The sequence below is a fragment of the Luteolibacter sp. Populi genome, from assembly GCF_040801775.1.
Classification (GTDB): Bacteria; Verrucomicrobiota; Verrucomicrobiia; order Verrucomicrobiales; family Akkermansiaceae; genus Haloferula.
Window position 1 is genome coordinate 2,680,802 of the sequence record NZ_CP161812.1, and the last position, 25,044, is coordinate 2,705,845.

20 protein-coding genes are annotated in these 25,044 nt (G+C 63.2%); 14 read left to right on the forward strand and 6 right to left on the reverse strand.

Annotation, left to right across the window (positions count from 1 at the left end):
- Positions 1-202: 202 nt before the first annotated feature.
- Positions 203-1,669 (reverse strand): ATP-binding protein, encoded by a 1,467-nt coding sequence (locus ABWK72_RS10695; RefSeq protein WP_367874780.1) that lies wholly within the window; start codon positions 1,667-1,669, stop codon positions 203-205.
- 412 nt (positions 1,670-2,081) lie between these two features.
- Here ABWK72_RS10695 and ABWK72_RS10700 point away from each other — a divergent pair, with 412 nt between their 5' ends.
- The 4 genes from ABWK72_RS10700 (at position 2,082) to ABWK72_RS10715 (ending at position 5,935) form a co-directional block, all read left to right on the forward strand.
- Positions 2,082-2,930: a hypothetical protein gene (locus ABWK72_RS10700; RefSeq protein ID WP_367874781.1), complete on the forward strand. Its 849-nt coding sequence runs from the start codon at positions 2,082-2,084 to the stop codon at positions 2,928-2,930.
- On the forward strand, positions 2,927-3,778 hold the full coding sequence (locus ABWK72_RS10705; RefSeq protein WP_367874782.1) for an NAD(P)-dependent oxidoreductase: 852 nt from the start codon (positions 2,927-2,929) through the stop codon (positions 3,776-3,778). The genes ABWK72_RS10700 and ABWK72_RS10705 overlap by 4 nt, the downstream gene beginning before the upstream one ends.
- Positions 3,775-4,605, forward strand: coding sequence for a folate-binding protein YgfZ (locus ABWK72_RS10710; RefSeq protein WP_367874783.1), 831 nt, complete (start codon positions 3,775-3,777; stop codon positions 4,603-4,605). The genes ABWK72_RS10705 and ABWK72_RS10710 overlap by 4 nt, the downstream gene beginning before the upstream one ends.
- A gap of 379 nt (positions 4,606-4,984) precedes the next feature.
- Positions 4,985-5,935 carry an IS110 family transposase gene (locus tag ABWK72_RS10715; protein WP_367874784.1) on the forward strand — a complete coding sequence of 317 codons (951 nt, stop codon included), beginning with the start codon at positions 4,985-4,987 and terminating at the stop codon, positions 5,933-5,935.
- A 90-nt stretch (positions 5,936-6,025) separates the two neighbouring features.
- On the opposite strand, the gene ABWK72_RS10720 is transcribed toward ABWK72_RS10715, so the two are convergent.
- Both ABWK72_RS10720 and bamA read right to left on the reverse strand, forming a co-directional pair.
- A complete protein-coding gene (locus ABWK72_RS10720) occupies positions 6,026-6,718 on the reverse strand; it encodes a PEP-CTERM sorting domain-containing protein (protein WP_367874785.1) in 693 nt (230 codons plus the stop codon).
- 240 nt (positions 6,719-6,958) lie between these two features.
- Positions 6,959-9,340, reverse strand: coding sequence for an outer membrane protein assembly factor BamA (gene bamA / locus ABWK72_RS10725; protein ID WP_367874786.1), 2,382 nt, complete (start codon positions 9,338-9,340; stop codon positions 6,959-6,961).
- Positions 9,341-9,848: 508 nt separating this feature from the next.
- Here bamA and tig point away from each other — a divergent pair.
- From tig to ABWK72_RS10745, 4 genes are all read left to right on the forward strand, one after another.
- Positions 9,849-11,183 (forward strand): trigger factor, encoded by a 1,335-nt coding sequence (tig, locus tag ABWK72_RS10730; RefSeq protein ID WP_367874787.1) that lies wholly within the window; start codon positions 9,849-9,851, stop codon positions 11,181-11,183.
- The gene (locus ABWK72_RS10735; protein ID WP_367874788.1) at positions 11,176-11,868 is read left to right on the forward strand and encodes an ATP-dependent Clp protease proteolytic subunit; all 693 of its coding nucleotides are present in this window, start codon (positions 11,176-11,178) and stop codon (positions 11,866-11,868) included. Before tig ends, ABWK72_RS10735 begins: the two co-directional genes overlap by 8 nt.
- A gap of 71 nt (positions 11,869-11,939) precedes the next feature.
- Positions 11,940-13,217 carry an ATP-dependent Clp protease ATP-binding subunit ClpX gene (gene clpX, locus ABWK72_RS10740; RefSeq protein WP_367874789.1) on the forward strand — a complete coding sequence of 426 codons (1,278 nt, stop codon included), beginning with the start codon at positions 11,940-11,942 and terminating at the stop codon, positions 13,215-13,217.
- 51 nt (positions 13,218-13,268) lie between these two features.
- A complete protein-coding gene (locus ABWK72_RS10745; protein WP_367874790.1) occupies positions 13,269-13,808 on the forward strand; it encodes a Uma2 family endonuclease in 540 nt (179 codons plus the stop codon).
- Between the two features lie 14 nt (positions 13,809-13,822).
- Here ABWK72_RS10745 and ABWK72_RS10750 read toward each other — a convergent pair whose 3' ends face one another.
- Positions 13,823-16,324, reverse strand: a complete 2,502-nt coding sequence (locus tag ABWK72_RS10750; RefSeq protein WP_367874791.1) for a phosphocholine-specific phospholipase C — start codon at positions 16,322-16,324, stop codon at positions 13,823-13,825.
- Positions 16,325-16,491: 167 nt separating this feature from the next.
- On the opposite strand from ABWK72_RS10750, the gene ABWK72_RS10755 reads away from it, so the two are divergent.
- The 6 genes from ABWK72_RS10755 to ABWK72_RS10780 all read left to right on the forward strand — a co-directional run bounded on the left by ABWK72_RS10755 (position 16,492) and on the right by ABWK72_RS10780 (position 21,268).
- Positions 16,492-17,694, forward strand: a complete 1,203-nt coding sequence (locus ABWK72_RS10755; protein WP_367874792.1) for a S41 family peptidase — start codon at positions 16,492-16,494, stop codon at positions 17,692-17,694.
- A 45-nt stretch (positions 17,695-17,739) separates the two neighbouring features.
- Entirely contained in the window at positions 17,740-17,961 is a 222-nt protein-coding gene (locus ABWK72_RS10760) for a plasmid partition protein ParG (RefSeq protein WP_367874793.1), read from the forward strand.
- Entirely contained in the window at positions 17,948-18,205 is a 258-nt protein-coding gene (locus ABWK72_RS10765) for a type II toxin-antitoxin system RelE/ParE family toxin (RefSeq protein ID WP_367874794.1), read from the forward strand. Before ABWK72_RS10760 ends, ABWK72_RS10765 begins: the two co-directional genes overlap by 14 nt.
- Positions 18,206-18,210: 5 nt before the next feature.
- Positions 18,211-19,236 (forward strand): tRNA (adenosine(37)-N6)-threonylcarbamoyltransferase complex transferase subunit TsaD, encoded by a 1,026-nt coding sequence (gene tsaD, locus ABWK72_RS10770; protein WP_367874795.1) that lies wholly within the window; start codon positions 18,211-18,213, stop codon positions 19,234-19,236.
- A gap of 100 nt (positions 19,237-19,336) precedes the next feature.
- On the forward strand, positions 19,337-19,969 hold the full coding sequence (locus ABWK72_RS10775) for an HAD-IA family hydrolase (protein WP_367874796.1): 633 nt from the start codon (positions 19,337-19,339) through the stop codon (positions 19,967-19,969).
- Positions 19,970-20,107: 138 nt separating this feature from the next.
- Positions 20,108-21,268, forward strand: coding sequence for an OmpA family protein (locus ABWK72_RS10780; protein ID WP_367874797.1), 1,161 nt, complete (start codon positions 20,108-20,110; stop codon positions 21,266-21,268).
- Positions 21,269-21,619: 351 nt separating this feature from the next.
- Here the strand turns inward: ABWK72_RS10780 and ABWK72_RS10785 are convergent, their stop codons facing one another.
- Complete coding sequence (locus tag ABWK72_RS10785; protein WP_367874798.1) at positions 21,620-24,166, reverse strand: beta-L-arabinofuranosidase domain-containing protein; 2,547 nt, start codon at positions 24,164-24,166, stop codon at positions 21,620-21,622.
- Between the two features lie 72 nt (positions 24,167-24,238).
- Positions 24,239-24,928 (reverse strand): YoaK family protein, encoded by a 690-nt coding sequence (locus ABWK72_RS10790; protein WP_367874799.1) that lies wholly within the window; start codon positions 24,926-24,928, stop codon positions 24,239-24,241.
- Between the last annotated feature and the right edge of the window lie 116 nt (positions 24,929-25,044).

The window sequence follows — 25,044 nt, forward strand, 5'->3', positions numbered from 1 at the left end:
CAACAAGATCGAAACAAATCCAAACGTTTCCGTCCGGATTTGTTTTGTTTTTCAATGGGTTACGTTTTTCGACGGTGCTGCATCAGAGTTCCAATCAAATAACCGTCAAATAAGAAACGCGATCATATAATTTGATTTTCAGTCAGTTGCGAGAATTCCAGAGATCAAGCCCCCCCCAGCCCCGGCTACCAGTCAAATAAGCTCACGCCCAATAGGGCAGGTACTTGGCAAATCTACGGCCCTGATCCAAATCGAACGGTTTTACGAATTTGGCCGCCACGGCTTCATTGATGATCCGTGTGGCCATGGCGCGGTTTTCGTCGGAGATCGAGAACCGGTGGCGCAAGCTGGAATTGGTCATCGGATCATGCTCCACATGCTTCAGGCAGGCGTGGAAGTAACAGGCACGCACCCGGTCCTCCTTGCTCATTCTCGACAGTTTGCGATGGGCGAACAGGGTCGCCCGCGTCGAGTCCGGAGGGGTTTCGAACAGCGGGGCAGGCAGTTGGTAAAGTTCGGTCTGCGCAACGACCTTGTCGATCCCACTACCGCGTTCCTCGCAAACGTGGATGCGGCGCATGAAGGAGGCCAGCGCTTCATTCCTCGAACGCGGGGGACTATCGAGGAAGCGTTCCAGCAGGATGAGCGGCTGGCCGGGATTGGTAATCTCCATGCGGTCCGCAAAGATCTCGATCATCGGCCCGGCTCCGGTAACGGCGAAATTCTGGTGGATGATCGCATTCGCCACCAACTCGCGGATGGCCAATTCCGGATACATCGGAACTTCCTTCCGAAGGGCTGGCCCGATGAATTCATTCTTTGGGACCAGCGTGTTGATGAACTCGATCAAACCCGTGAAGCCGTTGGCATATCCCCTCTTGCCGGTTTGCTCGCGCCGCGTTTGCAGCCGGCTATTTCCTTCGTAAACGATGACCCGAATCGCCTTGCGCGACAGCGACCGGAAAGCATCAAGATCCTTCGCGAAGAGAATGCCACCGAGCATGGTGATATTCCAATCTCCCGCCCCGTCCGGTACGATCATCCGGTCGGCCTCAAGCCGCTCCAAAATGCCCGCGCGGTTCTCGGGCAGCGGATGCGCGAGGAGATCGAAATAAGCCGGGTAATCGAGTAGCTGAAGCACGGTGCCGGCATCCACATGCTCCATGGCCAAGGTGTCTTCGAAAGGCGTGGTATCGAAGACCTGCCAAAGCTCTCTTTCGATCTCCGGATGCTCCTTGAGCTTCTTCCGGTGCGAACCCACACGGATGAACTCGGTGCCTTGGAATTGCACCGGCTGGCCGGAAGCGCGAGGCACTTCAAGTAAGACCACCGGCTTTCCTTCATACTCAAATTCGTGGAACTCGAAATGGAGCCGGGGAGTCAGGAGACGCACGAGCCAATTGAGGAGATCCTCGTTCCCCTTTTTCTCCACGGAAGGCCGGAAAACCGTTCCCACAGCCGAATGCGATCCGTCGTCGATTCCCCACACCGCATATCCGTTGGCCTTGCCATGCAACGCAGCCATGTTGGCAAGGGCCGAGATGTATTCGCCGATGTCCTCCGGATTGGCATAGTTCCGCTTGAATTCCAGCCATGGCGTTTCAACCGGTTGCTTCCGAAGCTCCGAAACAAGTCCGGCGAGGTAGGATACCGACGGTTGAACACTCATGGAGGGGAGAAACGAATCATTGAAGATTCCGCTCCGTGGACGGCGAGGCTATTTGGCGAGGTTAGGCGGTCAATAGTCGATGGCGGATCGCACCGAAGAACTGGCGCAGCGTGGAGAGAGGCGTTCGGGTAATTGTGACACGGCAACTCGCGAACGCGCTGCCGGTCTTGCTTTTGCTCTTTCCTGATGGCTTGGGAGGATTCGTCGATGCTGGTGTACACCTCCAGGGGAGTACCTTAGTGGGGGGAACCTTAAGGGGGGAACCTTTGTGCCCCGTTTTGGGGGACGGGTGCTGCCCCGTTTCGGGGGACGGGTGCTGCCCCGTTTCGGGGGATGGGGGGTGTCCCGGTTGAGGGGATGGGGTGGTGGTGCGCGGGATTGGCGGTTGCGATTTTTGGGTTTTTATGGCAGGGTGATTTCCGTGACACTGATGCGTCTGGTGCTGGTGGCCGTTGCGGGAGCCGCCTTGGTGGGGGTTCCGGCTTACGGGCAGGAGGAGAAGGAGGGCAAGGCCGCGATCCCGGCGGATTTGCTTGAGGACGAGCATGTGCGCGAGGAACTGGCGGTGAACGAGTTCACTGCGCCCTCGATTGCCAAGATTTTCGAGTCGCTGGAGGCACTGGCACCGCTGCCGATGCTGAAATACCAGCGCGACGTGACGTCCAAGATGCCGCTGAACCGCGCGGATCTGGCGGTGGAGCTGGGCTTCCTGATCGCGGACGGCTTCCTGGTGGTGCAGGCGGGCGAGCTGACCAAGGTCGAGCCGATGGCCGCGGACCTGACCCGCTACGGCAAGGCGCTGGGCGCGGGCGAGAAGGTCAACCGCCACGCGGCTAGCCTGCTGGAAAGCGCGCGCAAGCAGGACGTGCCGCAGCTCAAGAAGGAGCTGGCGGCGACCCAGAAGGACGTGGAGCTGGAGCTGGTCGCGCTGCGCGATCCGGATCTGGCGCACCTCATTTCCCTCGGCGGCTGGATCCGGGCACTGCAGGTGTCCTCCGGCGCGGTGGAGGTGCAGTTCAGCGAAGAGCGGGCCAAGCAGGTCATGCGCGAGGACATCGCGGACTACTACTCATCCATCGTCACCAGCTTGGAGCCGCGGATTTCCGAGCGCCCGAACTTCGTGGCGATGCGGGATCTGCTGGCCGGCCTGAGCCGCGAGATGGTGGTGGACGGCAATCCCGCGACCAAGGAGCGGATGACGGAGATTCACAAGCAGGCCACCAAGCTGGTCGAGCTGGCACTGCAGCGCCAAGAGCAATGAGTTCGCCCGATTGGAAGATCGCGGTGCTCGGCCTGGGCATCATCGGATCGCGCGCAGCCACGAATCTCGCCAAGGCGGGGCTCGGGCCGGTGACGACCTGGAACCGCACGCCGAAGGGTCTGCCCGGTGAACGCGCGAGCGTGGCCGAGGCGGCGCAGGACGCGAACCTGGTGCTGCTCTACCTGAAGGATTCCCTGGCGGTGCGGGAAGTGGCACTGCGGCTGTTCGCGCTGCCGGAGGCGGAGCGGGTGATCGTGAATCACTCGACCATCGACCTGGCGACGACGAAGTGGCTGGCCGCGGAGTGTGAGGCGCGCGGGATCGTGTTTCTCGATTGCCCCTTCACCGGCAGCCGCGAGGCCGCGGCGGGGGCCGGGCTGGTTTACTACGCCGGCGGGCCGAAGGAGTGGATCGACAAGGTCGAGCCGGTGCTGCTGAAGAGCGGCAAGGCGGTGCTGCGGACCGGCGAGGTCGGGACGGCGACGATCATGAAGTTGGTCACCAACCTGATCTCCGCCTGCACGGTGCAAGCCTTGGCCGAAGCGCTGGCGACGGCGACGAGCCACGGGATCGCGCCGGAAGCCCTGACCGAAGCGGTCGCGCTGAATGCCTCCGGCTCGGTGCTGGCGGCGATGAAGCTGCCGACGATGGCGAAGGGCGACTTCGACACCCATTTCTCGCTGGCGAACATGCTCAAGGATAGCCGCTACGTGCTGGAGCTGGCGGACGAGGCGGGCCTCGATACCCCGGCGATCAAGGCGGTCTCCGAGCGCATGGCCGAACTCTGCGAAGACGGTCTGGCGGAGAAGGATTACTCGGCTCTGGCAGCTCCCTACCTGAAGGCATGAGCAAGGCCCTTCCGATGGGACAGCGGGCCTTGTTCATGGTCAGCGGGCCGGATGCGCTGCGCTACCTGAATGGCCAGGTCAGCCAGGATGTGCGGCGTCTGAATGAGCCCGCGAACCAGGATGTCGCACTGCCCGCCTGCGTGACCGATGCAAAGGGTCGCCTGCAGGCGCTCGTGCATGTGTTCGGCCGGGCCGACGGGTCGATCTGGGTCGAGGGCCCGGGTGAGCTGGAGGAGGAACTCGAACTGCGGTTGGGACGCTACCTGATCTCGGACGATGCGGAGATCGAGAACGTCTCCGCGGAATGGGAGCTGTGGCACGTGGTGGATTGCCCGCAGGTGCCCGAGGAACTTGTTAGAAGGTCGAAGCGTCTGGGTGCCGAGGGTTACGATCTGTGGCTGCTGCCGGGGGAGTTCTGTGGGATTCCTTTGTTATCCGAAGCCGAGGCCGAGGCCCGGCGGATTGCGGCGAAGGTGCCGGCCTGGGGGAAGGAATTGACTCCGGGGATGCTGCCGCCCGAGGCGGGCTTGGACCGTGAGGCGATCTCCTATCACAAGGGCTGCTACATCGGCCAGGAGGTGCTTTCGCGGATCAAGAGCGCGGGGAAAGTGAACCGGAGACTGGAGGGGTTTTCGGTGGAGGCGGGGGTGAGTGAAGGAGATGTGTTGTTGAACGCCGAGGGGAAGGACGCGGGGGTGATCACGAGTGTCTCGCCGTTGGTGGATGGGGAGACGGGGCGGTTCCGGGCCTTGGGGTTTGTGGGGAAGGCGGGGTTTAGAGTGGAGGAGTTTTCGGTGGAGGGGAAGGGTCGGGTGAGGGTGGGGTAGAAGCGGAAGTTATACAGGCCGCCCCGGTGAATTCCGCCGACGGCGCATGCAATAGGTGATGTACGCACTTCCACCGGCCCTCCGGGACGGCAATCTGTTGTGGCACCCAACCGGTGGTTTCACCACCGGCTTGTATCTTCGCTTTGTCCGTCCGGCGTGCTTGATTGCCGCCAGGCGTCCAAGTGGGTGGCCGGGTTAGCTCCCCGGCCACCCGGCCCGCGGCGAGTCCGTCCACCGGCTCGGGCATCCTCACGGAAAAGCCCGAAACTTAGTAAGGACCGTCGCGGGTCATTGGATCGCCAGTTCGAACCGTTACATGAGCCGTTGCAGGAGCAATCCCGGCACGAGCTCGCATCACAAGCCTGAACGAACCGACCCCATGAACCTACCGGAACAATCCCCCGTCGTCCACCTCGGCGTGGATGTCGCCAAAGCCGAACCCGTCGCCGATCTTCAGGGCAAGATCCGCCGCTTCGGCAACAATCCCAAGGGCATCGCCACCCTGCTCAAGGCCGCCGCCCGCATCCCGGGCACCGCCCACCTCGTCTGCGAGGCCACCGCCGGTTACGAACGCCCGCTTGCCACCGCCGCCATGGCCCTGGCCATCCCCGTGAGCATCGTCCAGCCGCTGCGCGTGCGCGAGTTCGCCAGATCCCACGGCCGCCATGCCAAGAGCGACCCGCTCGATGCCGCCCTGCTCAGCCGCTTCGGCGCCTCGGTCAAACCCTTGCCGTTGCAGCCCAAGAGCGAAGTGCGCCAGGAACTCGACGACGTCATGCGCACCCGCTCCGAGCTCATCGATTCGATGCAGCGCGAGCTCAACCGCGCCGAACACCACACCTGCAAGCTCGTCATCCGCATCCACAAGAACATCGCGGCAACCTTTGCCAAACACATCGCCGCCCTTGATGCCAGGGCTGCCGCCCTCGTCGCCGGCGACAAGGATCTCGCGGAAGCAGACGCCCTGATGCAGGCGGTCTCCGGGGTCGGCGCGCAGACCTCGCGCACGCTGCTGGCTTTCCTGCCCGAACTCGGCCATGTCGGCCGCGGCACCATCGCGGCCCTGGTGGGCGTGGCCCCCTACGACCGCGACAGCGGGAAGTTCAAAGGCAAGCGCTTCATCCGGGACGGTCGCGGCCAGATCCGCAAGGTCCTCTACATGGCGGCGCTGGTTGCCATCCGCCGCAACGCCGTGCTCAAGGTCCTCTACAAACGCCTGCGCGACGCAGGCAAGATCGCGAAGGTTGCCATCGTCGCGGTGATGCGCCATCTGCTCATCCACCTCAATGCCATCATGGCAAAATCATTGGAGAATCCTCTTGCGGTTTAAGACCGTTACTAATTTCCGACGCACCTCCGGCGCTAAGAATGAAATGCCCGCGCGCCGGGCCAGCCGGCCCTGCCGAGGAGGTGATGGAAGTTAGCGCCTGCGACGGCGCAGGAGGCCGAGCGTGCCGAGGCCTAACAGGGCCATGGACGAGGGCTCGGGGATGACGCCGAGATCGCGGACCTGGAAGAGATTGACCTGGGCGCTGCCGGCATCGGGATCGCCGTTCTGGGAGGGGTCGACGATGATCGACTGGGTGCCGCCGGCACCGGCGACGAAGGTGCCGATGATGTATTGGCCGGGACCGGTGCCATCGGCGGGGTAGTTGAGGACGCCGGAGATGTCGCCGACGCCGCTGGACAAGGTGGCGGAGCGGGAATTGTCGATGTCGCGCGGATCGGAAATCCAGAGTTGGACGAGGTAGGTATTGCCTGGCGTCATGCCGCTCCAGGAGATGGTGCGGCTGTCCGTGCCGAAGGCATAGGCACCGAACTTCAGGAGGGTGTTGTAGTTGGCGTCCGGGGTGGAGGTTCCCCAGTAGCCGCCGCCATCGTCGAAGGCCGTGGCGAGCGAAGGGAGATCGGAGAAGCCTTGGAAGCTCACGCCATTGACGGGGGTCGACGGGGCGTCGCCATTGTAGGGGGCCCAGGAACCATAGTAGGTGCCCGAGACCGAGACATCGGAGGCACCGGCGATGTTCGTGGGAGTTTGCCAGGTGATGACGGCGGCATTCGCGAGGGCGCAGGAGAGGCAGAGGGCCGCAGTGGCGGGAAGGGCTTTTTTCATCGGGGAGTGGACGCTTGGGTTTGCACGCGGCGGCTTGGTTCTGCCGCGTTATCCGGAAGCTATCCCCTTCCCCGTTTGGGCATCAGTCGCATTTGTGGGTGTCGCATGGATGGGTGACGGGGTGACCGTTCTGCGGGGCGGGTGCCTCCGCGCTCCCAGGGCGCTGGCGCGTCGGCGGGCCAAAGAAAAAGGCCGCGGTCTCCCGCGGCCTTTCTCGAAAGTATCCGGCAATCGACGGTCTTAGTATTGGTAGTTCAAGTAGAAGTTGAACTGGCCGTCCTTGTCCGCGGCGGGGTCCGGGCTTTCGATCGGGAAGGCGTAGTCGAGGGCGATCGGCACGGGGCTGATTGGCAGCTTCAGGCGGACGCCGACACCGAAGTCGGAGTAGAGGTCGCTCGGGCTGGGATCCCAGGAGCCTTCATTGACGAAGCCGAGGTCGTAGAAGATCGCCGCGCGGATGTTATCGATGACCGGGACGGTGTATTCCGCGGAGAGGAAGCCGAGGGACTGGCCGCCGACAACTTCACCGGTGACCGGATCGCGCGGGCCGACATCGCGGAACTCGAAGCCGCGCAGGGTGCGGCCGCCGCCGAGGAAGACACGGTTGAAGACCGGCACCTCGCCGCTGGTGGCATCGACGAAGGCGAGTTCACCATTGAGCGAGAGGATCGAGTCCCAGGGCAGGCTCCAGTATTTCGCGCCTTGGATCGAGAGGCCGAAGATATCGACATCGCCGCCGAGGATCGTGCCGCCAAGGGTCGCGCCGATGTCGATTTTATGGCCGCTGCGGGTTTCGATCAGGGCATCGCGGCTATCGTAAACGTAGTTCGCGGAGAGCGCGCTGCGGAGGAAGTCGCCATCGTCTCCAAGCAGCAGCGAGGGCGGACCGCCCTTTCCTACCGACGTCGCGGAAAGGGTGCGAACCGAAGACTCCAGATCGACGGAGACATTCTCCAGGCGGTAGCCGACGCGGAAGGATGCCTTGTCGCTGAGCGGCTTGCGGACGAAGATTTCCGCACCGGCGTTGGTCTGCTCGTAGAAGTCCGAATAGTATTGCGAGTCCTTGTAGAAGAGTTCGCCGCCGAGGGCCAACTTCTGGTCCATGAACCAGGGCTCGACGAGCGAGACGCTGAAGTCGGTGCGCTCGGCACCGAGGCGGAGGTTCATGGCGAAGCGCTGGCCGCCACCGGTGAAGGACCACGGGTTGAAGAGATCGAAGTTGGTCTGCTCCAGGTTGACGAAGCCGACGATGCTATCGATCGAGCTGAAGCCCACGCCGGCACTGATCGAGCCGGTGCGCTTTTCTTCCACCAGCACGTTGATATCGCGGTAGCCACCGCGGCCGGGGGCGGCATCGACCTGGATGTTGTCCTCGAAGTATTGGAGGTTCTTCAGGCGGGCGGTGGCGGTCTCGAGCTCGACGGTATTGAAGTTGTCGCCGGGCTTGAGGGGAAGTTCGCGGCGGATGACCTTGTCCTTGGTCTTGGTGTTACCCTCGATATTGACGCGGCCGACGCGGTAGAAGGAGCCTTCGGTGACGCGGTAGAAGATGGTGACCTGGTTCGGACCGGCATCCTTGGTCTCCGGGGCTACGGTGGCATCGGCATAGCCGCGGGAGCCGTAGTAGCTGCGGATCATCTTGATGTCCGCGCGCATCTTCTTGGAGGAGTAGCCATCGCCGCTGTTCAGGGTCAGGGCGGGGTAGAGTTCCTCCGGCTTGAAGACCGTGATGCGGCTGAAGCCGACGCCGGCGACGGTGTATTTCTCACCTTCGTTGATCGGGATCACGAGGTCGACACGGCCGTCATCGACGGGATCGCGGCGGACGCCGGGGCTGCTGGCGCGGAGGTAGCCGCGGGTCTTGTAGTAATCGAGCACGGCGGCGACGTCGGAATCGAGCTGGTCGACTTCGAAGCGACCGGACTTGGTGAACCAGGAGAACCAGCCCTTTTCCTTGACCTTCATCTGCTTGCGCAGGGTGCGGGTGTCGAACTTGGTATTGCCCTCGAAGCGGATGTCGCGGATCTCGTTCTTGCCGCCTTCGTCGATGATGAAGATCAGGGCGTAGCCTTGGCCGGATTGGCTGGGCTGGGTGCGGGTGGTGATGGTGACGTCCGGGTAGCCGTAGCCGCGGTAGTAGGTCTCCAGATTGCGCTTGGCGGTAAGGATCGCCTCGTCGCTGAGGGAACCGCCGACCTTGAGCTTGGATTCCTTGGCCAGCTTGGTATCGCTGAATTTCGGGGAGTTCCCGGTGAAGCCGACTTCGACGACGGTGCCGCGGGTGGTGACCTCGAAGATCACCTTGAGCGACTCACCAGCGGGCTCGGCGAGGACGCGGACGTCGTCCACGTTGCCGGATTCGTAGAGGGACTTGATGTCGTTATCGACCTTCTCGCTGCGGTAGGTCTCCCCGGCGCGGGTGGAGATGTAGCTGCGGAGGCGTGCCTCGTCGACATTCGGCGGGCCGACGTAGCGGATGGCGACCTCCGAGACGTTCTTGCCTTCGATGTCCTGCGCCTTGGCCGTGGTGGCGGCAAAACCGAGGAAGACGAGCGCCGCCAAGAAGAAGTGGCGTGCTACCGAGGCTAGGCCCCGATTAGTAAGGAGGGGTGAAATATCCATGTGTGCTTGGCGACAGGGCTGATAGAACCTTTTTGGGGCAGGGTGCGTCAAGGGGGATTGGCGGAAAACAAGGGCATGTCGGGGTAAAGTCAGAGTGCCGAGTGATGGGTGAGCAGTGATCAGTGGAAGAAAAACGCGGATGGGAGGGATGCCGCGGATGCCTATATAGTGCTTCGAGCAAGGGGGTGGATCTCCCCTGCCTCGTCCTCCGCAAGCCTGCGGATCGAAGATCGGCGGTAAGCCTCCGAACTCCGGGGGCGGTGGTGCCGAGGGAGCTGGCGGGCTTTTACGGTGGCTTCGTCCGCCTGAAGGCGGGACTACTTACCCTTGAGGGCGGGCTTCAAGGGACCATTCTGCCGCACAGAGGACTGTGCGGACCACCTTTGAACTGTGCGGACCACCTTGGGCTGACTAACTCCCGCTACTTCGCTTTGACAAGGCGCGGGCGGCCCCCTTAGCTTCCCGCCCCCGGCGCGCCATAGCCCTTTCCCGCGCCGTACTTTCCGCCATGAACATCACCGTTGAAAAGCAGCCGAACTGCCTCGCCACGCTGCGCGTCGAAGTCCCCTCCGCAACCGTGAGCAGCGAGCGGGCGAAAATCGTATCCGGATATACCGCCCAGGCGAAGATCCCCGGCTTCCGTCCCGGCAAGGCTCCGAAGAACGTGATCGAGAAGCGCTTCCAGAGCGCGATCATCGAGGAACTGGACGACCGCTTGGTCCGCCAAGCCTATGACGAGGCGCTGCGCCAGGAGGCCCTGAAGGTGCTGAATTTCGGGATCCCGCAGAATCTCAATCACAATGCCGACGGCAGCCTGAGCTTCCACGCGACGCTGACGCTGGCGCCGGAAGTGGCGCTGCCGGACTACAAGGGAATCACCGTCAAGGCTCCCTCCACGGAAGTGACCGATGCCGAAGTGGAGGCCCAGCTTGAAGGCCTGCGCGAGCGCTTCGCCGACTATTCCGACATCGAAGGCCGCGCCGCCGAGACCGGCGACCTGGCGGTGATCGATTTCACCTCATCCCTGGACGGCCAGTCGCTGGAAGAAGCGCTGGGCAAGTCCGCCGGCTATCTGGCCGGGCGCGAAGGCTTCTGGCTGAAGCTGGATGAGGCGAGCTTCCTGCCCGGCTTCGCCGCCGAGGTGGTGGGCCTGAGCAAGGACGACAGCAAGGACATCCCGCTGACGATTCCGGAAGATTTCCCGCTGAGCGACCTGCGCGGCAAGGCAGTGGTCTTCCACGTGACCCTGAAGGGCCTGAAGCAGGCGGTGCTGCCGGAGCTGAACGACGAATTCGCCGCCAAGGTAACCGGGGGTAAGACCCTGGAAGAGCTCAAGGCGGTGGCGAAGCAGCAGATCGAGGTCGAGAAGCGCCGCCGGATCGATGACTACAAGGTCAACCAGATCGTGGAGCACTTCAATTCGCTGGTCGATTTCGAACTGCCGGAAGACCTTCTGCGTCATGAAACGCAGGGTCAGGCGGACGCACTGGTGGAGCGCGGCGTGAAGTCCGGCATGACCGAAGACGAGTTGACCGCCCAGCAGGGCGAGATCTTCGCCACGGCCGGCGAGCAGGCCCGCACGAATCTCAAGACCAACTTCATCCTGCAGGAGATCGCCCGCACCGAAGGCATCTCCGTGAGCGACAACGAGCTGGTCCAGCAGCTGGTCGCGATCGCGAACTCCCGGAAGCAGGCGCCGAAGAAGTTCATCAAGGACCTGCAACGCGGCGGCCGGATTCCCGGCATCCGCAACTCAATGCTGGTGGGCAAGGCCATTGACTTCGTTCTGGAGCACGCCACCGTCGAGGAAATCGCAGATGATGAACCGACCACAGATGAGTGATTTCACGAACATGATCCCGGCGGAGCGAGGACCCCGCAACAGCTACTACGTGCCCGTCGTCGTCGAACAGGACGGCCGTGGCGAGCGCTCCTTCGACATTTATTCGCGGCTGCTGAAGGACCGCATCATTTTCATCGGCACGTCGATCGACGACTTCGTCGCCAACTCGGTGATCGCCCAGCTTCTGTTCCTGCAGATGCAGGACCCGAAGAAGGACATCCACATTTACATCAACAGCCCGGGCGGCTCGGTGACGGCCGGCCTGGCGATGTATGACACGATGCAGTTCATGACCTGCGACGTGAATACCTACTGCATCGGCATCGCGGCCTCGATGGGCTCGGTGCTGCTGACGGCGGGGACCAAGGGCAAGCGCTTCTGCCTGCCGAATTCGCACGTAATGATCCACCAGGTCTCCGGCGGCGCCTCGGGCACGGCCTTGGACGTGGAGCGGACCTTCGGCTTCATGATCAGCCTGAACAACCGGCTGCACGGCATCCTGGCCAAGCACAGCGGCAAAACGATCGAGGAGGTCAAAAAGGACTCGGAGCGGGACAATTACATGTCCGGCGAGGAGGCCGTGGCCTACGGTCTGGTGGACAAGGTTCTGGAGAGCGGAAAGCAGCTCCCGGACGTTGTTGCGGCGCTTGCGAAAGCAAATGACGGAAAAAAGGACGACGCCTGAGAAGTTTTCCGCTATTGTAGGGCGTCGGGCTTAATCGGCCCGACGCCTGCTTTTTATATTCCCGGCATCCCATGGCACGCGCTTCCAATCTCACGATGTGTTCCTTCTGTGGCAAAAGCCACTCGGAGGTCAAAAAGCTGATCGCCGGCCCCGGCGTTTACATCTGCAACGAATGCGTGGAGGTGTGCTCGAACATCCTGGACAAGGAGCTGAACGAGAGTGCGGCGAAGCCGGCGAAGAACCGGCGGAACCAGAACGTGAAGCGGGTCCCCTCCCCCGCCGAGCTGCGCGGAAAGCTGGATGAGTTCGTGATCGGCCAGGAGCACGCGAAGAAGGTACTCTCGGTGGCGGTGTACAATCACTACCAGCGGCTGCGCCAGGACCAGCCATCGCTGGCGGAGGAATACAGCGAGGTGGAGATCGAGAAATCGAACGTGCTGCTGCTGGGGCCGACCGGTTCCGGCAAGACGCTGCTGGCGCGGACGCTGGCGCGCTTGCTCGATGTGCCTTTCTGCATCGTCGATGCGACCACTTTGACGGAGGCCGGCTATGTCGGCGAGGACGTGGAGAACATCATCCTGCGGCTGCTGCAGGCGTCCGACTTCGATGTCGAGCGGGCCGAGCGCGGGATCATCTACGTGGACGAAATCGACAAGATCGGCCGCAAGACGGACAATGTCTCGATCACGCGTGATGTATCGGGCGAAGGCGTGCAGCAAGCGCTACTGAAGATTTTGGAAGGGACGGTGTGCAACGTGCCGCCGCAGGGCGGGCGCAAGCATCCGCAGCAGGAATACATCCAGGTGAATACGGAGAAGATCCTCTTCATCTGCGGCGGGGCCTTCGTGGGATTGGAAGGTATCATCGAACGCCGGATGGGTCGCAGCACGCTGGGCTTCCACGGTCGGGCGGCGGAGGTGAAGTCGACCACTGGCAACGTGCTGGACCTGACGGAGCCGGAAGATCTTTTGCACTTCGGGCTGATCCCGGAATTCATCGGCCGGCTGCCGGTGATCTCGGCGCTGCGCAAGCTGACCGAAGAGGAGCTGGTGACGATCCTGACCGAGCCGAAAAATGCGCTGGTTAAGCAGTACGGCAAGCAGCTCGCGCTGAACTCGGTGAAGCTGCGGGTAACCCGCGATGCCCTGCGGGCGATGGCCGAGGAGGCTGTGCGCCGCGGCACGGGTGCGCGGGCGCTGCGCTCGATCTTCGAGCGGCTGATGCTGGATGTGATGTACGATGTGCCTTCGCAAGGGAACATCGAGGCAATCACGATCAACCGGCCGGTGGTGCTTGGGGAAAGGCCGCCGTTGATGCGGAGGAAGCGGGCGGACAAGGATGCGGCGTAGTTCCGGAACTTGGGAGATTGCCAACGCCGCTCCATCTGTTACCTTGGAGACATGAGTACGGTTCTCGAAGCGCCCGAGCGGGATGCGGTGGAACACGACCGCACCGCGTTCAATCTCGCGGTGTGGGACAAAATCGTGGCGAATCCGGAGTTCGCGGCGATGGCTTATCGCTTCGAGACCGATGAACATGGGCAGATCATCATGTCACCTCCTCCCGCACCCAGTCATGGCAACCAGCAATCAAAGATCTCCCGCTTGCTTTGGAGTGTCCCAGCTCAAGGAGAAGTAGTCTCGGAATGTCCTATCTCGACCCGCAAGGGTGTGAAAGCGGCGGATGTTGCCTGGTGCTCGCTTGAGATTTGGAAAGAATCCAAAGGCAGGTCCTGTTTGCTGCGGGCACCGGAGATCTGTGTGGAGGTGCTTTCGCCGTCGAATACCCGGAGTGAGATCCACGAGAAGAAGGAGCTGTATTTCGATGCGGGGGCGAAAGAGGTGTGGCTGTGTGCGGAGAGCGGGCAGATGAACTTCTTTTCGCCGAGCGGGAGCTTGGAGCGATCGGAAATTTGCCCGGAGTTTCCGAAGAAGGTGTAGTGAGACACCCGGCGCTAAGGGCCGGAGATCGGGAGGATCGAAGGCAGGGAGCTGAGGCGACCAATGAGGGGATCGCTGGTGCCGTGTTCGCCGTTTTCGACGCGGCCGGCGTGGCGGCGAGAGAAGCGGGGGGTGCCGGTGACGGTGAGGCCGAGGTCATACCAGCGGGAACTGGCGGAGAGGTCGAGAGGGAGGGTTCTGGTTTCGCCGGGGGCGAGGATGAGTGTTTGGGTTGGCGTGCCGTAGCCGTGGTCGGTTAGGACGGCTTCGAGGCGGGTGGAGCCGTGGTTGGCGAGGTGGAGGACGAGTTGCGCGCCGGAGTAGGAGGATGCGATCTCGAGTGGCGGGTCGGCGGAGTCACCGGTGTATTCGCGGTAGAAGCCATTCGGGCCGTAAGTACGAAGGTGATAGTAGCCGCCATCGAAAACGGCGAGGGGCCAGGAGTAGCCGAGTTTCCCGCCGGGAAGGACGGCGAAGGACCAGCGGCGGCATTCTTCGGAGGGAGGCGGGGCGTCGGTGTAGCTGGCGGCGTCGTCCGGGTAAGTGATTCCCGGCGCGTAGACTTGGAAGGGAGCGCCGGCGGACTTGGCGGATTCGAAGGTGATTTCGAAGGTGCTTGCCTCGCGGTCCAGGCGGCCCTCCGCGTGGAGTTCGTAGGGGAGAGCGCAGGAAGGACGGGTGCCGGGTTCTTGCTTAGGAAGGTGGAGCGAGGTCAGGGGATTGTCGCGGACCTCGCGGATCTCTGCTTCGCTCAGGCTCCTGAAGCCGGAGGGATTTTCCATGAAGCTGGCACGGTGAATCCCTTCGACGAAGAGATCACGCGGGACGGGAAGCGGGTGGGGGTCGTGCCCGCCGTGGTGGGGACGGAAGGCGGAGGTGAGATCACCGCAGACGGCGCGGCGCCACGGACCGATGTTGGTTTCGCGGACGGGCTTGCCGGTCTTCTGGCTGAGGAAGACTTCGAGGAATTGGAGCACCGAGGTGTGGTCGAAGACCTGAGAGCAGACGTTGCCGCCGCGGGTCCAAGGCGAGGCAATGACCATCGGGACGCGGTAGCCGAGGCCGATGGGTTGACCGTGTTCATCATGCTCCAAGCGGGTGTCGAGACCGGACGAGGCGGCCCCGCTGCCGGGCTGGTCCGGATGCGGGGCGACGAAAGGCGGGATGTGGTCGTAGTAGCCGTCGTTTTCGTCGTAGGTGAGGATGAAGATGGTCTTCTTCCAGACCTCCGGATCGCGGGTCAGGATGTCGAGCACCTCCGCGAGATACCAAGCCCCATACCAGGGGGCGGAGGGGTGATCGGAGAAATTCTCGGGCGCGACCAGCCAGGAGACGGTGGGGAGAGTGCCGCCATCGACATCCTGCCGGAACTGGTGGAGGACATCGCCCCGCGGGACGCCGACCTCGCGGAGTTCCTCGCCCTCGAGGTACTGCATCGATGCGAGTTCGCGAAAGAAGGGATCGCCGGTGTTTACGGTGAAGGCCTTTTGGTGGAGGCGTTGCTCGCGGGGGGAAAGGCGGGCGAATTGATCGGGTGAGGAGCGCTCGAGTTCGGCGGCGGTCGCCTCGATGCGGCTCTGGATCTGCGCGAGGCGGGTGGCCTGTTCTTCGGGGGCGATGCCGTCCGCGGGGGCTTTTTCAAGCAATTGCTGGAGGCTGGCCAGGCGTTGGCGGAGGAATTCCGTCCGCGCGGGCGACATTTCCACGTGATACTGGGAGAAGTATTCCAGTGGATTGTCGCCGAAATTGCCGAGCCATGCCGCGGCGGCGGGGGAGAGGCCGGTGGGCAGGTCGATCTCGTTCTGATAGACTTTCCATTCGATGCCGTGCTGTTCGAGGCGCTCGGGGAAGGTGAGCCAGTCGATGTGGGAATCGTGGTCGGTCTCGTTATTGCTCAGGAGGACGAAGGCGGAGGGATCGCGCGGATCGCGGCTGGTGCCGCTCCACAGGTAGAGGCGGTTCGGCGTGGTGCTGGTCTGGAGCGAGCAGAAGTGCTGGTCGCAGATGGTGAAGGCGTCGGCGAAGGCGTGGTAGAGGGGAATGTCACTACGGTCATAGTAGCCGAGCGTGAGAGGCATGGCGGCGTAGGCATCGATGCCGGATTCCATGACCGTGAGCCAGCGGTCGTGCTTGCCGCGGTTGCCGGCGGCGACTTCCGCGCCGCGGCTGTGGGGAAGGCAGCTCAGCCAGGTGGAATTGGATTCGTGGATCTTCAGGCCGAAGGGAGCGTAGATGTCGCCCTTCGCGTCGGTCTGGAGCCAGACGGGATTGCCGCCGGGGATGGTGATGGCGCGGGGATCGTCGAAGCCGCGGACACCGCGCAGGGTGCCGAAGGCGTGGTCGAAGGAGCGGTTTTCCTGCATCAGGATCACCACGTGTTCGGCATCCAGAAAGGTGCTGCCCGCCGCGGGCTCGATGCCTAGCGCCTTGAGGATGGAAGGCGGCATGGCGGTCATCGCGCCGAGCCCGCCGGAGAGCAGGCTGGCTTGCTTGAGGAAATCTCGGCGGCTGGGCATCGGCGGGTGTTACGCCTATAGGAACCTTTCTCTTGCCGCTGCGAAACTGTGATTTTGAGCAAAAGAATGGGCAAAATCGCCACACGGAAGAGGAGGCAATCGCGGAGGCGCGCTCTTTCCATTTTCCGCCTTCCCTGCCGTGGGCGGGCTTTCGCATGCTGATTGCCATGCGCTGGCTGTTTCTCCTGCTCTTCCCGATGGCGGCCCTGGCTGATGAAGCGGCCAAGCCACCCGATCCCGACGAGGCGGCCTATCCGGCGATCGAGCGCTTCGTGAAGGTGCTGGAGCAGGTCCGCCAGCGGCATCCGGATGCCGACAAGGTGGCCTACGACCGGCTGGTGAACCATGCGCTGGAAGGGATGCTTTCGAGCTTGGATCCTTTCTCCACTTTCATTCACCCGGAGATGGCACGGGCGATGGAGGCGAACCCGAAGCTCGATCCCTACCTGCCATCGCTGGGGCTGACGCTGGGGCTGCGGGATGACGGGATCTATGTTTCCAACGTGAGCCCTGGCTCACCGGCCTCGCGGGCAGGGCTGCTGCCAGGCTCGGGAATCAAGGAGGTGGATGGCAAGCCGGTCCCGGAATTCTCACCGCTGCTGGATTCCCTGCGCAAGCCGCCGGGAATGAAGACGGTGATGAAGGTGAAGTCGGTGGCGCAATCGCAGCCGATCACGGTGGAGATGGTGCACATGGCGGTGGAGGACCGCGCGGTGACGGATGCGCGTTTGTTAGAAGACGGGACGACGGGTTACATCCGGTTGGCTTCCTTCATGGGGAATTGCGCGCGGGAGATGGAGGCGGCGCTGGATGAACTGGAGGACAAGGGGATGAAGCACCTGATCCTGGACCTGCGCGGAAACCCGGGCGGCGACCTCCATCAGACGGTGCAGATTCTCGGCTTCTTCGTCCCGCCGGATACCGCGGTGGTCACGACGCAGGGCCGCGGCGGAGTGGTGCAGGGGGACCCGCTCAAGACGCCGGAGCGGCAGCGCCGCACGCGCGAGTATCCGATCCGCGTGCTGATCGACAAGATGTCGGCCTCGGCCTCCGAGCTGACCTCGGGGGCGCTGCAGGACTTGAAGCGCGCGGTGATCGTAGGTGAGACCAGCTATGGCAAGGGGTCGGTGCAGAACATCATCCCGATGGGCGGCGGCACGATGCTGCGCCTGACGATTGCGACGTATCACACGCCTTCCGGAAAGACGCCGCATGGCAAGGGGATCACGCCGGACATCAAGGTGGAGATGACGGATGCGGACCGCGAGAAGCTGCAGCTTTCGTATCGGAAGAGTTCGCTGGCGGCGGACGAGGCGAAGCTTTTGGAGGGATGGGAGGATCCGGGGATGAAGGCGGCGTTAAAGAAGTAGGGCGAGCTTATTGACGTTAAGACGTCATGACGTTAAATTGGCCACATGAAACGAGCTACGGTGTATTTTGATGAGGAGTTGCACCGCGCCCTCAAGGTCAAATCCGCAGAGTGCGAGACCAGCCTGTCTGAAATTGTCAACCAGGCGGTCCGGGATGCACTGGCAGAGGATCTCTCCGACCTTGCCGATATCGAAGCTCGCAAAAACGAGAAGCCGATTTCCTACGAGAGCCTTTTGAAGAAGTTGAAAGCCAGTGGCCGCATTTGAACTCTTGCTCCGCCCTTCCGTTGAGAAGGACTTGAAGAAGATTCCAAGCGAAGACCTGAGGAAGATTTTTGCGCGCATGGAAGCATTGCGTGCAGATCCCCGTCCTCCCGGTTGCGTCAAACTGTCGGGAATGGAAGCTTACCGCGTCCGGCAAGGGAACTACCGGATTATCTACGAAATTCAGGACGCCAAGCTGATCGTGATCGTGGTCAAAATCGGCCATCGCCGCGACGTTTACCTCTGACTCCCATGCTCCTGCTGGCCCTTGAATCTTCTTGCGACGAAACGGCGGTTGCGATCCTGCGCGGTGAGCCGAGGGAGCCGGCGTCGATCCTGGCTTCGGAGATCGCTTCGCAGATCGAGCTGCACCGGCAGTATGGCGGGGTGGTGCCGGAGGTGGCATCGCGGAATCATTCGCTGCACTTGAGGCCGCTGGTGGAGCAGGCGCTGGCGCATGCGGAGGTGGGGATCGGGGAGATCGATGCCTTTGCGGCGACCTCGGGGCCGGGGCTTGCATCATCGCTGCTGATCGGGGCGACGGCGGCGAAGGCGATGGCGGCGGCGACGGGGAGGCCCTTCCTGGCGGTGAATCATCTGGAGGGGCATTTGCTCTCGCCCTTCGTGGGGACGGGGGTGGTGCCGCCGCATCTGGGACTGATCGTTTCGGGAGGGCACACCCTTCTGTTAGACGTGACGGGACCGGGTAGCTACCGGAAGCTGGGCGGGACCCGGGATGACGCGGCGGGCGAGGCATTCGACAAGGTCGGCAAGATGCTGGGACTCCCCTACCCCGGCGGCCCGGAGATCGAAAAGGTGGCACGCGACGGGCGGAACGATGCCTTCGCCTTCCCGCGCTCGATGATGAGGGAGCCGGGCTTCGACTTCTCTTTCTCGGGTCTGAAGACGGCGGTGCTCTACACTTTGTCCCAGCGGAATCCGGAAACGGGCACGCCACGGCCGGGTGAACTGGCGGACCTGTGTGCCTCTTTTCAGGAAGCGGTGATCGAGGTGCTGGTGACGAAGACGATCAAGGCGGCGCGCCACAGCGGGCGCGAGGTGGTGGCGCTATCGGGCGGGGTGAGTTTGAACAAGGCCCTGAGGGCCGCCTTCGCGGAAGCGTGCGGGAGGGAGGGAATCCGGTTGGCTCTGGCGGAGCCGGGACTGTGCACGGACAACGCGGCGATGATCGGGTTTGCGGGGCTGCTGCGGGCTTTTGATGGAGAGAGCTCGGCCTTGGATGGGGATATCGATCCGAATATGCGGTTGGCGGAGTGAGGTTGCAGGGAGGCTTGGACGAGAAAGCGCTTTTTCTCTTCTCCGCAGGCTGGCCTTGCGTGTTGATTCGATCTAACTTTCGTTTCGTTCACTTCACCCGATGGCTTACCGAACGGTCATATTCGATTTCGACGGCACTCTGGCCGATACGCTGGAGGAGAGCCGCCGGATCTACAACGTGCTGGCCCCTGAATACCGCCTGCGCCAAGTGACTGCGGAGGAATTGCCGGCGCTGCGGAAGTTCTCGCTACTGGAGCTGCTCGGCCATCTGGACATCCCGAAGCGCAAGGTGCCCTCGCTGCTGTCCCGCGGGACTTCGCTGATGCGTGGCAATATCACCAAGCTGCCGCTGATCCCGGGGATCGCGGAGATCCTGCCGGTGATGCGGGAACGGGCGGAATGCTTCGGCATCCTGACCTCGAACGCGACGGCAAACGTGGATCTTTTCCTGCGCGCCCACGGGCTGCGCCAGCTTTTCGACTTCGTGTCCTCCACCTCGAAGTTGACGGGGAAATCGAAGCACCTGCGGGCGATCTGCAAGACCTTCTCGGAACGGCCGGAGGCGATGCTCTATGTGGGCGACGAGATCCGCGACATCAAGGCGGCCAAGAAGGCAGGCGTGGCGATGGCGGCGGTGACCTGGGGCTTCAATTCCGCCGAGTCCCTGAAGGCCGAGGCACCGGAGCACCTGGTGCACAAGCCCGCAGAGCTGCTGGGGCTGGTCGGGGCTTGAAGTGCCAAGTGAAAAGGGCCAAGTGACAAGGAACAGCCCTCGGACGGGGGATTCCTTTGGAACTTGGCACTTCTTACTTGGCACTTCCGCCCTATTCCGGATTCGACATTCCGCGACTCATCGCCAAGCTTTGCGTCCATGAATCCCGAGCCTCCTCTGAACACCCCGGAAGCACCCGCGCCGGAGAGCAATGCCGCGAAGCCCTTGCCCGCCTCGGTGCTGATCCTGGGCTTCGTCGTGGTGGTGCTGCTCGGGGTGTTGGTCGCGATGGGTCTGAAGCCGAAGAAGGGAGGCGAAAGTTCCGCCTCCGCCGAGGATCCGGGACTGCGCGAGATGAAGGCCCGCCTCCAGCTGATGCAGGAAAACGTCAACCAGGATCGCGCGAAGCTCGGGCTCTCCCCGCTCTATACCGGCGACACCAAGGAGTCCGCGGAGCTCATCGCCAAGCGGATCACCGAGGATGCCGCGACCTTGGTCGCGCTCTCGAAGGGCGTGAAGGACCTGATCGCCGACAAGGACGCGGAACGCGCACAAACCGCGAAGGAGCTCAGCGAGGCGCTGCAGGTGCAGAGCGCCCTGCGCGACCGGCTCGCAATTGCGGAGAGGGAGCGGGACCAGGCGCTGATCGAGTCTTCCACAGCCAGCACCGCCCGCAACCAGTTGGAGCGGGCGAATGCGACAATCGTGGCGCTGCAGAAGGAGATCGAGCGGCTGGGGAAAGGGCCTGCGGAGCTTCAGTCGATGCTCTCCGAGCTAACCAGGGAACGTGACCGCTTGCGGGCGCAGGTGGCGGAGTTGGAGGCACGGGTTTTGAAGGGCTCGCTTTTCGCCGCCACCGAGGGTCAGCTCTTCAGCGAAGTGGTGGAACTCTTCCGCAGCCTGCGGCAGCTTGAGAACCTGCCGGATTCCGAGATCACCCAAGCCTATAGCCAATACGGGCTGAAGTTCGGCGCCAGCGTCTTCGGGCAGCTCTCCTTCCCCACCGGATCCTCCGACCTTGCTCCGCCGGACATCGAGCGCGTTCGTAATTTCCCAGCTGATGCTGCGGACAACGCGCTGATCATCGTGATCGGATACGCTTCGGAGACCGGTAACGTGGACAGCAACCGAACGCTTTCCTCCGACCGCGCAACGGCGGTCGCGCAGGTGCTCGATGCGGCCAAGAAGCCCGGCCAGCGGGTGCAGGCGGCCTATCTGGGACAGACGGACCGCTTCGGGTCGCGGGTGCCGGAGCGGAATCAGATTTGCGAGGTTTGGCAGATCGTGCCGAAGACGGCAGCGCAGCCTGAGGGGCAGTAGTTGGTTTGCCGTGCCAAGTGGTGCGGCTCTCCAGAGCTGCTGTTGTCGGGGGGGAAGTTCGGGTGAAGCGACGGCTGCGATTGGACGCGGACGCCAATGTCCGCGGCTCTGAGAGCCGCGCTACCTCCTGGCGGTCGATTCCGGGCGCAGGGAGGAATGGGGACTTTTAGGTGCTTCACGGCAGCGAGCTGCCGAAAGGCTGCGGCAAGCGGTAGCAGTCCAAGGCCGCTGCGCGGCTTTCGTGCCGGGGACTTGAGGGTTGGGAAAGCCATCCCGGTGCTTCGTCCGCCTGAAGGCGGGACTACTTACCCTTGGTGGCGGGCTGTTAGGGATTGTTCGGATGGCGCGGGATCACATGCCGCTCGCCTTGATGGCGGAGAAGGTCGCAGGGTTCTTCTCGGGGCGGGTGGTGTAGCGCCGGACCCCGATGCAGCCTTCGCGGAAGCTGCCGTCTTCGAGTTCGATCTTCGGTGTGTCCATGTCACCGACGAAGATGCGGATGGTTTTCCCTTCAGCCTCGATGCGGATCGGATAGGCTTGGCCGGCTTTTACTTCGAGCGGCACTGTTTTGAGGGCCGTCCATTTGTTATCGGCCTTGCCCAGCACCAGTTCCTGCTTCTCCGAACTAATCCCGGCATAGTAGCCGCGGTAGGTGTCCGGACCGATCGCCGGCTGGCTGACACGGAACAGCAGGCCGGCATCGCCCGTGTCGTTCACCGTGACCTTGGCATCATAGACCAGATCCGCGAAGACCGCGGAGGGCACGACCGCCTTGACCCCGGCGAGGCCGAAGCTTCCCGAATGGGCGTTCGAGGCCGCGTGCAAGGCAGCGTCCCGGACAAACCAGCCGCCGCCGTAGAGCACCCAATCCTTGAAGTGCCCTTCGCTGAAGCGGTCCGAGAAGGATTCCGCGGGCTGGGCCGGGGGCCCGATCACCGGCAGGCTGGTGACCCGCAGCATCCCGGCTCCGAAGGGCAGCAGCGTGATCTTCTCCTCCGCAGCGCTCGATGCCACCGGCGAGAGTGGCGGGTCGTAGGCGACGGCGCCATTCGGCACGAGCGACCAATCGATCTTCTGGGCGCGGGCAATAATCGTTACCGGCGTTTTCGTGCGGGCGAAGGGATTCTCCGGCATGGCTGCGGTCTTCACTTCAAAGGACGCGGAAGGGTCCGCGGCATTCAGGACCAGGCCGTAATTCCAAGGCGATTGTGGGTGGAGTTCGAAGGAATCGAAGCCCTTCTTCTCCCAGGCCGCGTTGATCGAGTCCGGCTGCTCCCTAGCGTAGCTCTTGCGATCTTCCTTGATCCCTAGCGCGTACACCAGCGGCCCGCGGCTCACCGAGACGCTGCCCTTCACGCCGGGGTGGACCTGCACCTTCATTGGCAGCTTGAGCATCACCTCGTCGCCCTGCTTCCATTTGCGATCGACGACCGCGAAGGTCCCGGCCTTGGGCGCGAGTTCGGGCTGGCCATTGACGGAGAGCGTGGCCGCATCGCACCAGCCGGGAATCCGCACGGAGAGCGGGAAGCTCACTTCGCGCGGGGTGGCGATGTGGATGCGGATGCTGTCGTTAAAGGGGTAATCCGTCTCCGCCCGCAGCGTCACCTTCGCGCCATCGCCGACGGTCGCGGTCACCTCGGTCGGGGCGAGTGCCAGTAGGGCAAGGCCCTTGTCGGGCGTGGCGGCCCAGGAGTTCTGCACGAACTTCGGCCAGCCCATGTGGAAGTTATAGCAGCAGCAGGCGAAGCCGGAGATCGGTGAGGGCACATTGCCATTCGGATAGTCCTGATTGAAGCCCTTCGAGACCCGCACTGCGGCCACGTTGTTCGGAAGGCAGTAGTAGACGTGCTGGTGGATGTCTTCCGAGAGCGATCCGGGGAGCGCGTTGAAGGCCATGCGCTCCAAGCTGTCGCCGATACTGGCATCGCCGAGCGCCCGCAAGGCCGAGGCATCACTGAGCATGCGCTCGACGATGGAGCACAGCTCGATGCCCTGGGTGGTTGATGGCCCGGCGAGGAACTCGGAGCCCGAATTGATGCCCACCGCCAGGCCGTGGTCGCGGTCGAGGTTTGCCACACCCGCGGCGTAAGCCTTGCTGTCTTCCTCCTTGCCGGAGCGGAGGGAATACACGGCCGGCATCTTGAGCGCTTGCGGGACGTTGACCGCGTGCTTGGTCTGGAAGTCGTCGCCGAATTCCATGAAGCGGTTGTTCGTGAAGATGTCGGTCCACGGGTAGGCCTGCTTCGCGAGCTTGTCGGAGAGCGTCAGGAGGAATTCGTCGCCGCCGTGGTTGTAGAGCCAGAAGATCGTTTCGATATCGTCGCCGGCCCGGGCGCGGCCCCAATCTTGGAGAGGTCGGCCATCGAGCGCGGAATTCATGTGCGCGTAGTACTTCGTGAGGAAAGGGATCACCCGCTCGTCACCGGTGGCTTCCTGGTAGTCGCGGAGCAGGTGGTTCACGACCATCCGCGGCCACCAATCGTTGTTGTCCTTCGGGCCGTAGAAGCCGTCCGGGCGCTGGCTGGAGAGGATGGCGTCCACCCAGACTTTCGCCTCGGCTTGCAGCTTCTTGTCATCCAGGCCCCATGCCAGCGAGATCAGGCCCTTGAGATAATAGGGGCCCTTTTCCCAGCCCTCCCCTTTCCCGCCACGCCAGGCGCTGTCCGGGCTGACGGCTTCCAACAATTCGCCGGCGTGGCCGGTCAGCCCGTCGCGCTGCAATTCGAGCTGGTGGCGGAGCCAGCCCTGCGGTTTCACGCTGCCCAGCGGTAGTGCGATGAAATGGCCCTTGGCCAAGGGGGCTCGGTTTGCCGCAGGGACGGTCACCGGGTCCGCCATCGAGGCGACTCCTAACAGAACAAGAGGAGCGGCGAGGGCGAGGAGCGTGCGGGATTTCATCGGCGGAGCGGGGTTACGCAGGAGCTTTCGCCATCCTTCCGCCATTTTCAAACACGTTTGAAAATGATCCTGTCACCCGCCTGGAAGGTGTGGACGGCGTTTAGCCACCGACCACAGCGCGCCCCCGGTCACATAGAGAGCGCCACAAACGACGGTCACAGGAATGGAAGTGGCGAGATTCACCACGGAACCGGCGGCAGCTCCGGCCGCGAAGGAGGCGGCGAGGGCGAAGGGAGTGGTGATCTTCCAGGATTCGATCGGGTGGCCCCGCAAGCGCATGCCGATCAACTGCCCGAAATCCGTGAGCAGGCCGGTGATGTGGGTGGTCCGGAGGATCAGGCCGCGGTAGCGGGTGGCCAGCGCGTTCTGCATGCCACAGGCCCAAGCGGCCATGAAGCAGGCGAGCGGCACGGAATACCGGCCCGCGGGATGGGTAGCCAGCAGCAGCAGTCCCACGAAAATCACCGAGCGTCCGTAGGGCCGGACAAGCTGGAGATTCGGGTGATGAATGAAGAATCCGGCCGTGGCCGCTCCGCCGACGAAGCCGGAAACGGTGAGAATCAGAAGCACAGCCTCCCGGGACCAGTGCCCGGCACCACGACCCGCTTGCGAGGCGATCCGGGAAAGATCGCCGCTCAAATGACTGACCGAGACGCCCACCCGGAGCATGAAATCCGCATTCACCGCCGCGGCGAGGAAGGCCAGAATGCAACCGCCGAACAAGACCCAGCCGGGTTTCGCGTGAACCGTTTCCTCTTTCATCGGGCGATGGCGCGCGATGGATTCCGCCGCGGGGCGAGCTTCCGCATTCAAGGCGCGGACTGCAATGCCGGAGGACCCCGGCGGGCGGGAACTGCCTTCCGCTATTCAGTTTGCCC

What these genes read in the sequence shown, in the direction of transcription:
- ABWK72_RS10755 (WP_367874792.1), top strand. Translation starts at nt 16,492, where the DNA reads ATGCGCTGGCTGTTTCTCCTGCTCTTCCCGATGGCGGCCCTGGCTGAT.
- ABWK72_RS10695 (WP_367874780.1), bottom strand. Translation starts at nt 1,669, where the DNA reads ATGAGTGTTCAACCGTCGGTATCCTACCTCGCCGGACTTGTTTCGGAG.
- tsaD (WP_367874795.1), top strand. Translation starts at nt 18,211, where the DNA reads ATGCTCCTGCTGGCCCTTGAATCTTCTTGCGACGAAACGGCGGTTGCG.
- ABWK72_RS10790 (WP_367874799.1), bottom strand. Translation starts at nt 24,928, where the DNA reads ATGAAAGAGGAAACGGTTCACGCGAAACCCGGCTGGGTCTTGTTCGGC.
- ABWK72_RS10760 (WP_367874793.1), top strand. Translation starts at nt 17,740, where the DNA reads ATGAAACGAGCTACGGTGTATTTTGATGAGGAGTTGCACCGCGCCCTC.
- ABWK72_RS10735 (WP_367874788.1), top strand. Translation starts at nt 11,176, where the DNA reads ATGAGTGATTTCACGAACATGATCCCGGCGGAGCGAGGACCCCGCAAC.
- bamA (WP_367874786.1), bottom strand. Translation starts at nt 9,340, where the DNA reads ATGGATATTTCACCCCTCCTTACTAATCGGGGCCTAGCCTCGGTAGCA.
- ABWK72_RS10710 (WP_367874783.1), top strand. Translation starts at nt 3,775, where the DNA reads ATGAGCAAGGCCCTTCCGATGGGACAGCGGGCCTTGTTCATGGTCAGC.
- ABWK72_RS10705 (WP_367874782.1), top strand. Translation starts at nt 2,927, where the DNA reads ATGAGTTCGCCCGATTGGAAGATCGCGGTGCTCGGCCTGGGCATCATC.
- ABWK72_RS10780 (WP_367874797.1), top strand. Translation starts at nt 20,108, where the DNA reads ATGAATCCCGAGCCTCCTCTGAACACCCCGGAAGCACCCGCGCCGGAG.
- ABWK72_RS10720 (WP_367874785.1), bottom strand. Translation starts at nt 6,718, where the DNA reads ATGAAAAAAGCCCTTCCCGCCACTGCGGCCCTCTGCCTCTCCTGCGCC.
- clpX (WP_367874789.1), top strand. Translation starts at nt 11,940, where the DNA reads ATGGCACGCGCTTCCAATCTCACGATGTGTTCCTTCTGTGGCAAAAGC.
- ABWK72_RS10745 (WP_367874790.1), top strand. Translation starts at nt 13,269, where the DNA reads ATGAGTACGGTTCTCGAAGCGCCCGAGCGGGATGCGGTGGAACACGAC.
- ABWK72_RS10750 (WP_367874791.1), bottom strand. Translation starts at nt 16,324, where the DNA reads ATGCCCAGCCGCCGAGATTTCCTCAAGCAAGCCAGCCTGCTCTCCGGC.
- ABWK72_RS10775 (WP_367874796.1), top strand. Translation starts at nt 19,337, where the DNA reads ATGGCTTACCGAACGGTCATATTCGATTTCGACGGCACTCTGGCCGAT.
- ABWK72_RS10715 (WP_367874784.1), top strand. Translation starts at nt 4,985, where the DNA reads ATGAACCTACCGGAACAATCCCCCGTCGTCCACCTCGGCGTGGATGTC.
- ABWK72_RS10785 (WP_367874798.1), bottom strand. Translation starts at nt 24,166, where the DNA reads ATGAAATCCCGCACGCTCCTCGCCCTCGCCGCTCCTCTTGTTCTGTTA.
- tig (WP_367874787.1), top strand. Translation starts at nt 9,849, where the DNA reads ATGAACATCACCGTTGAAAAGCAGCCGAACTGCCTCGCCACGCTGCGC.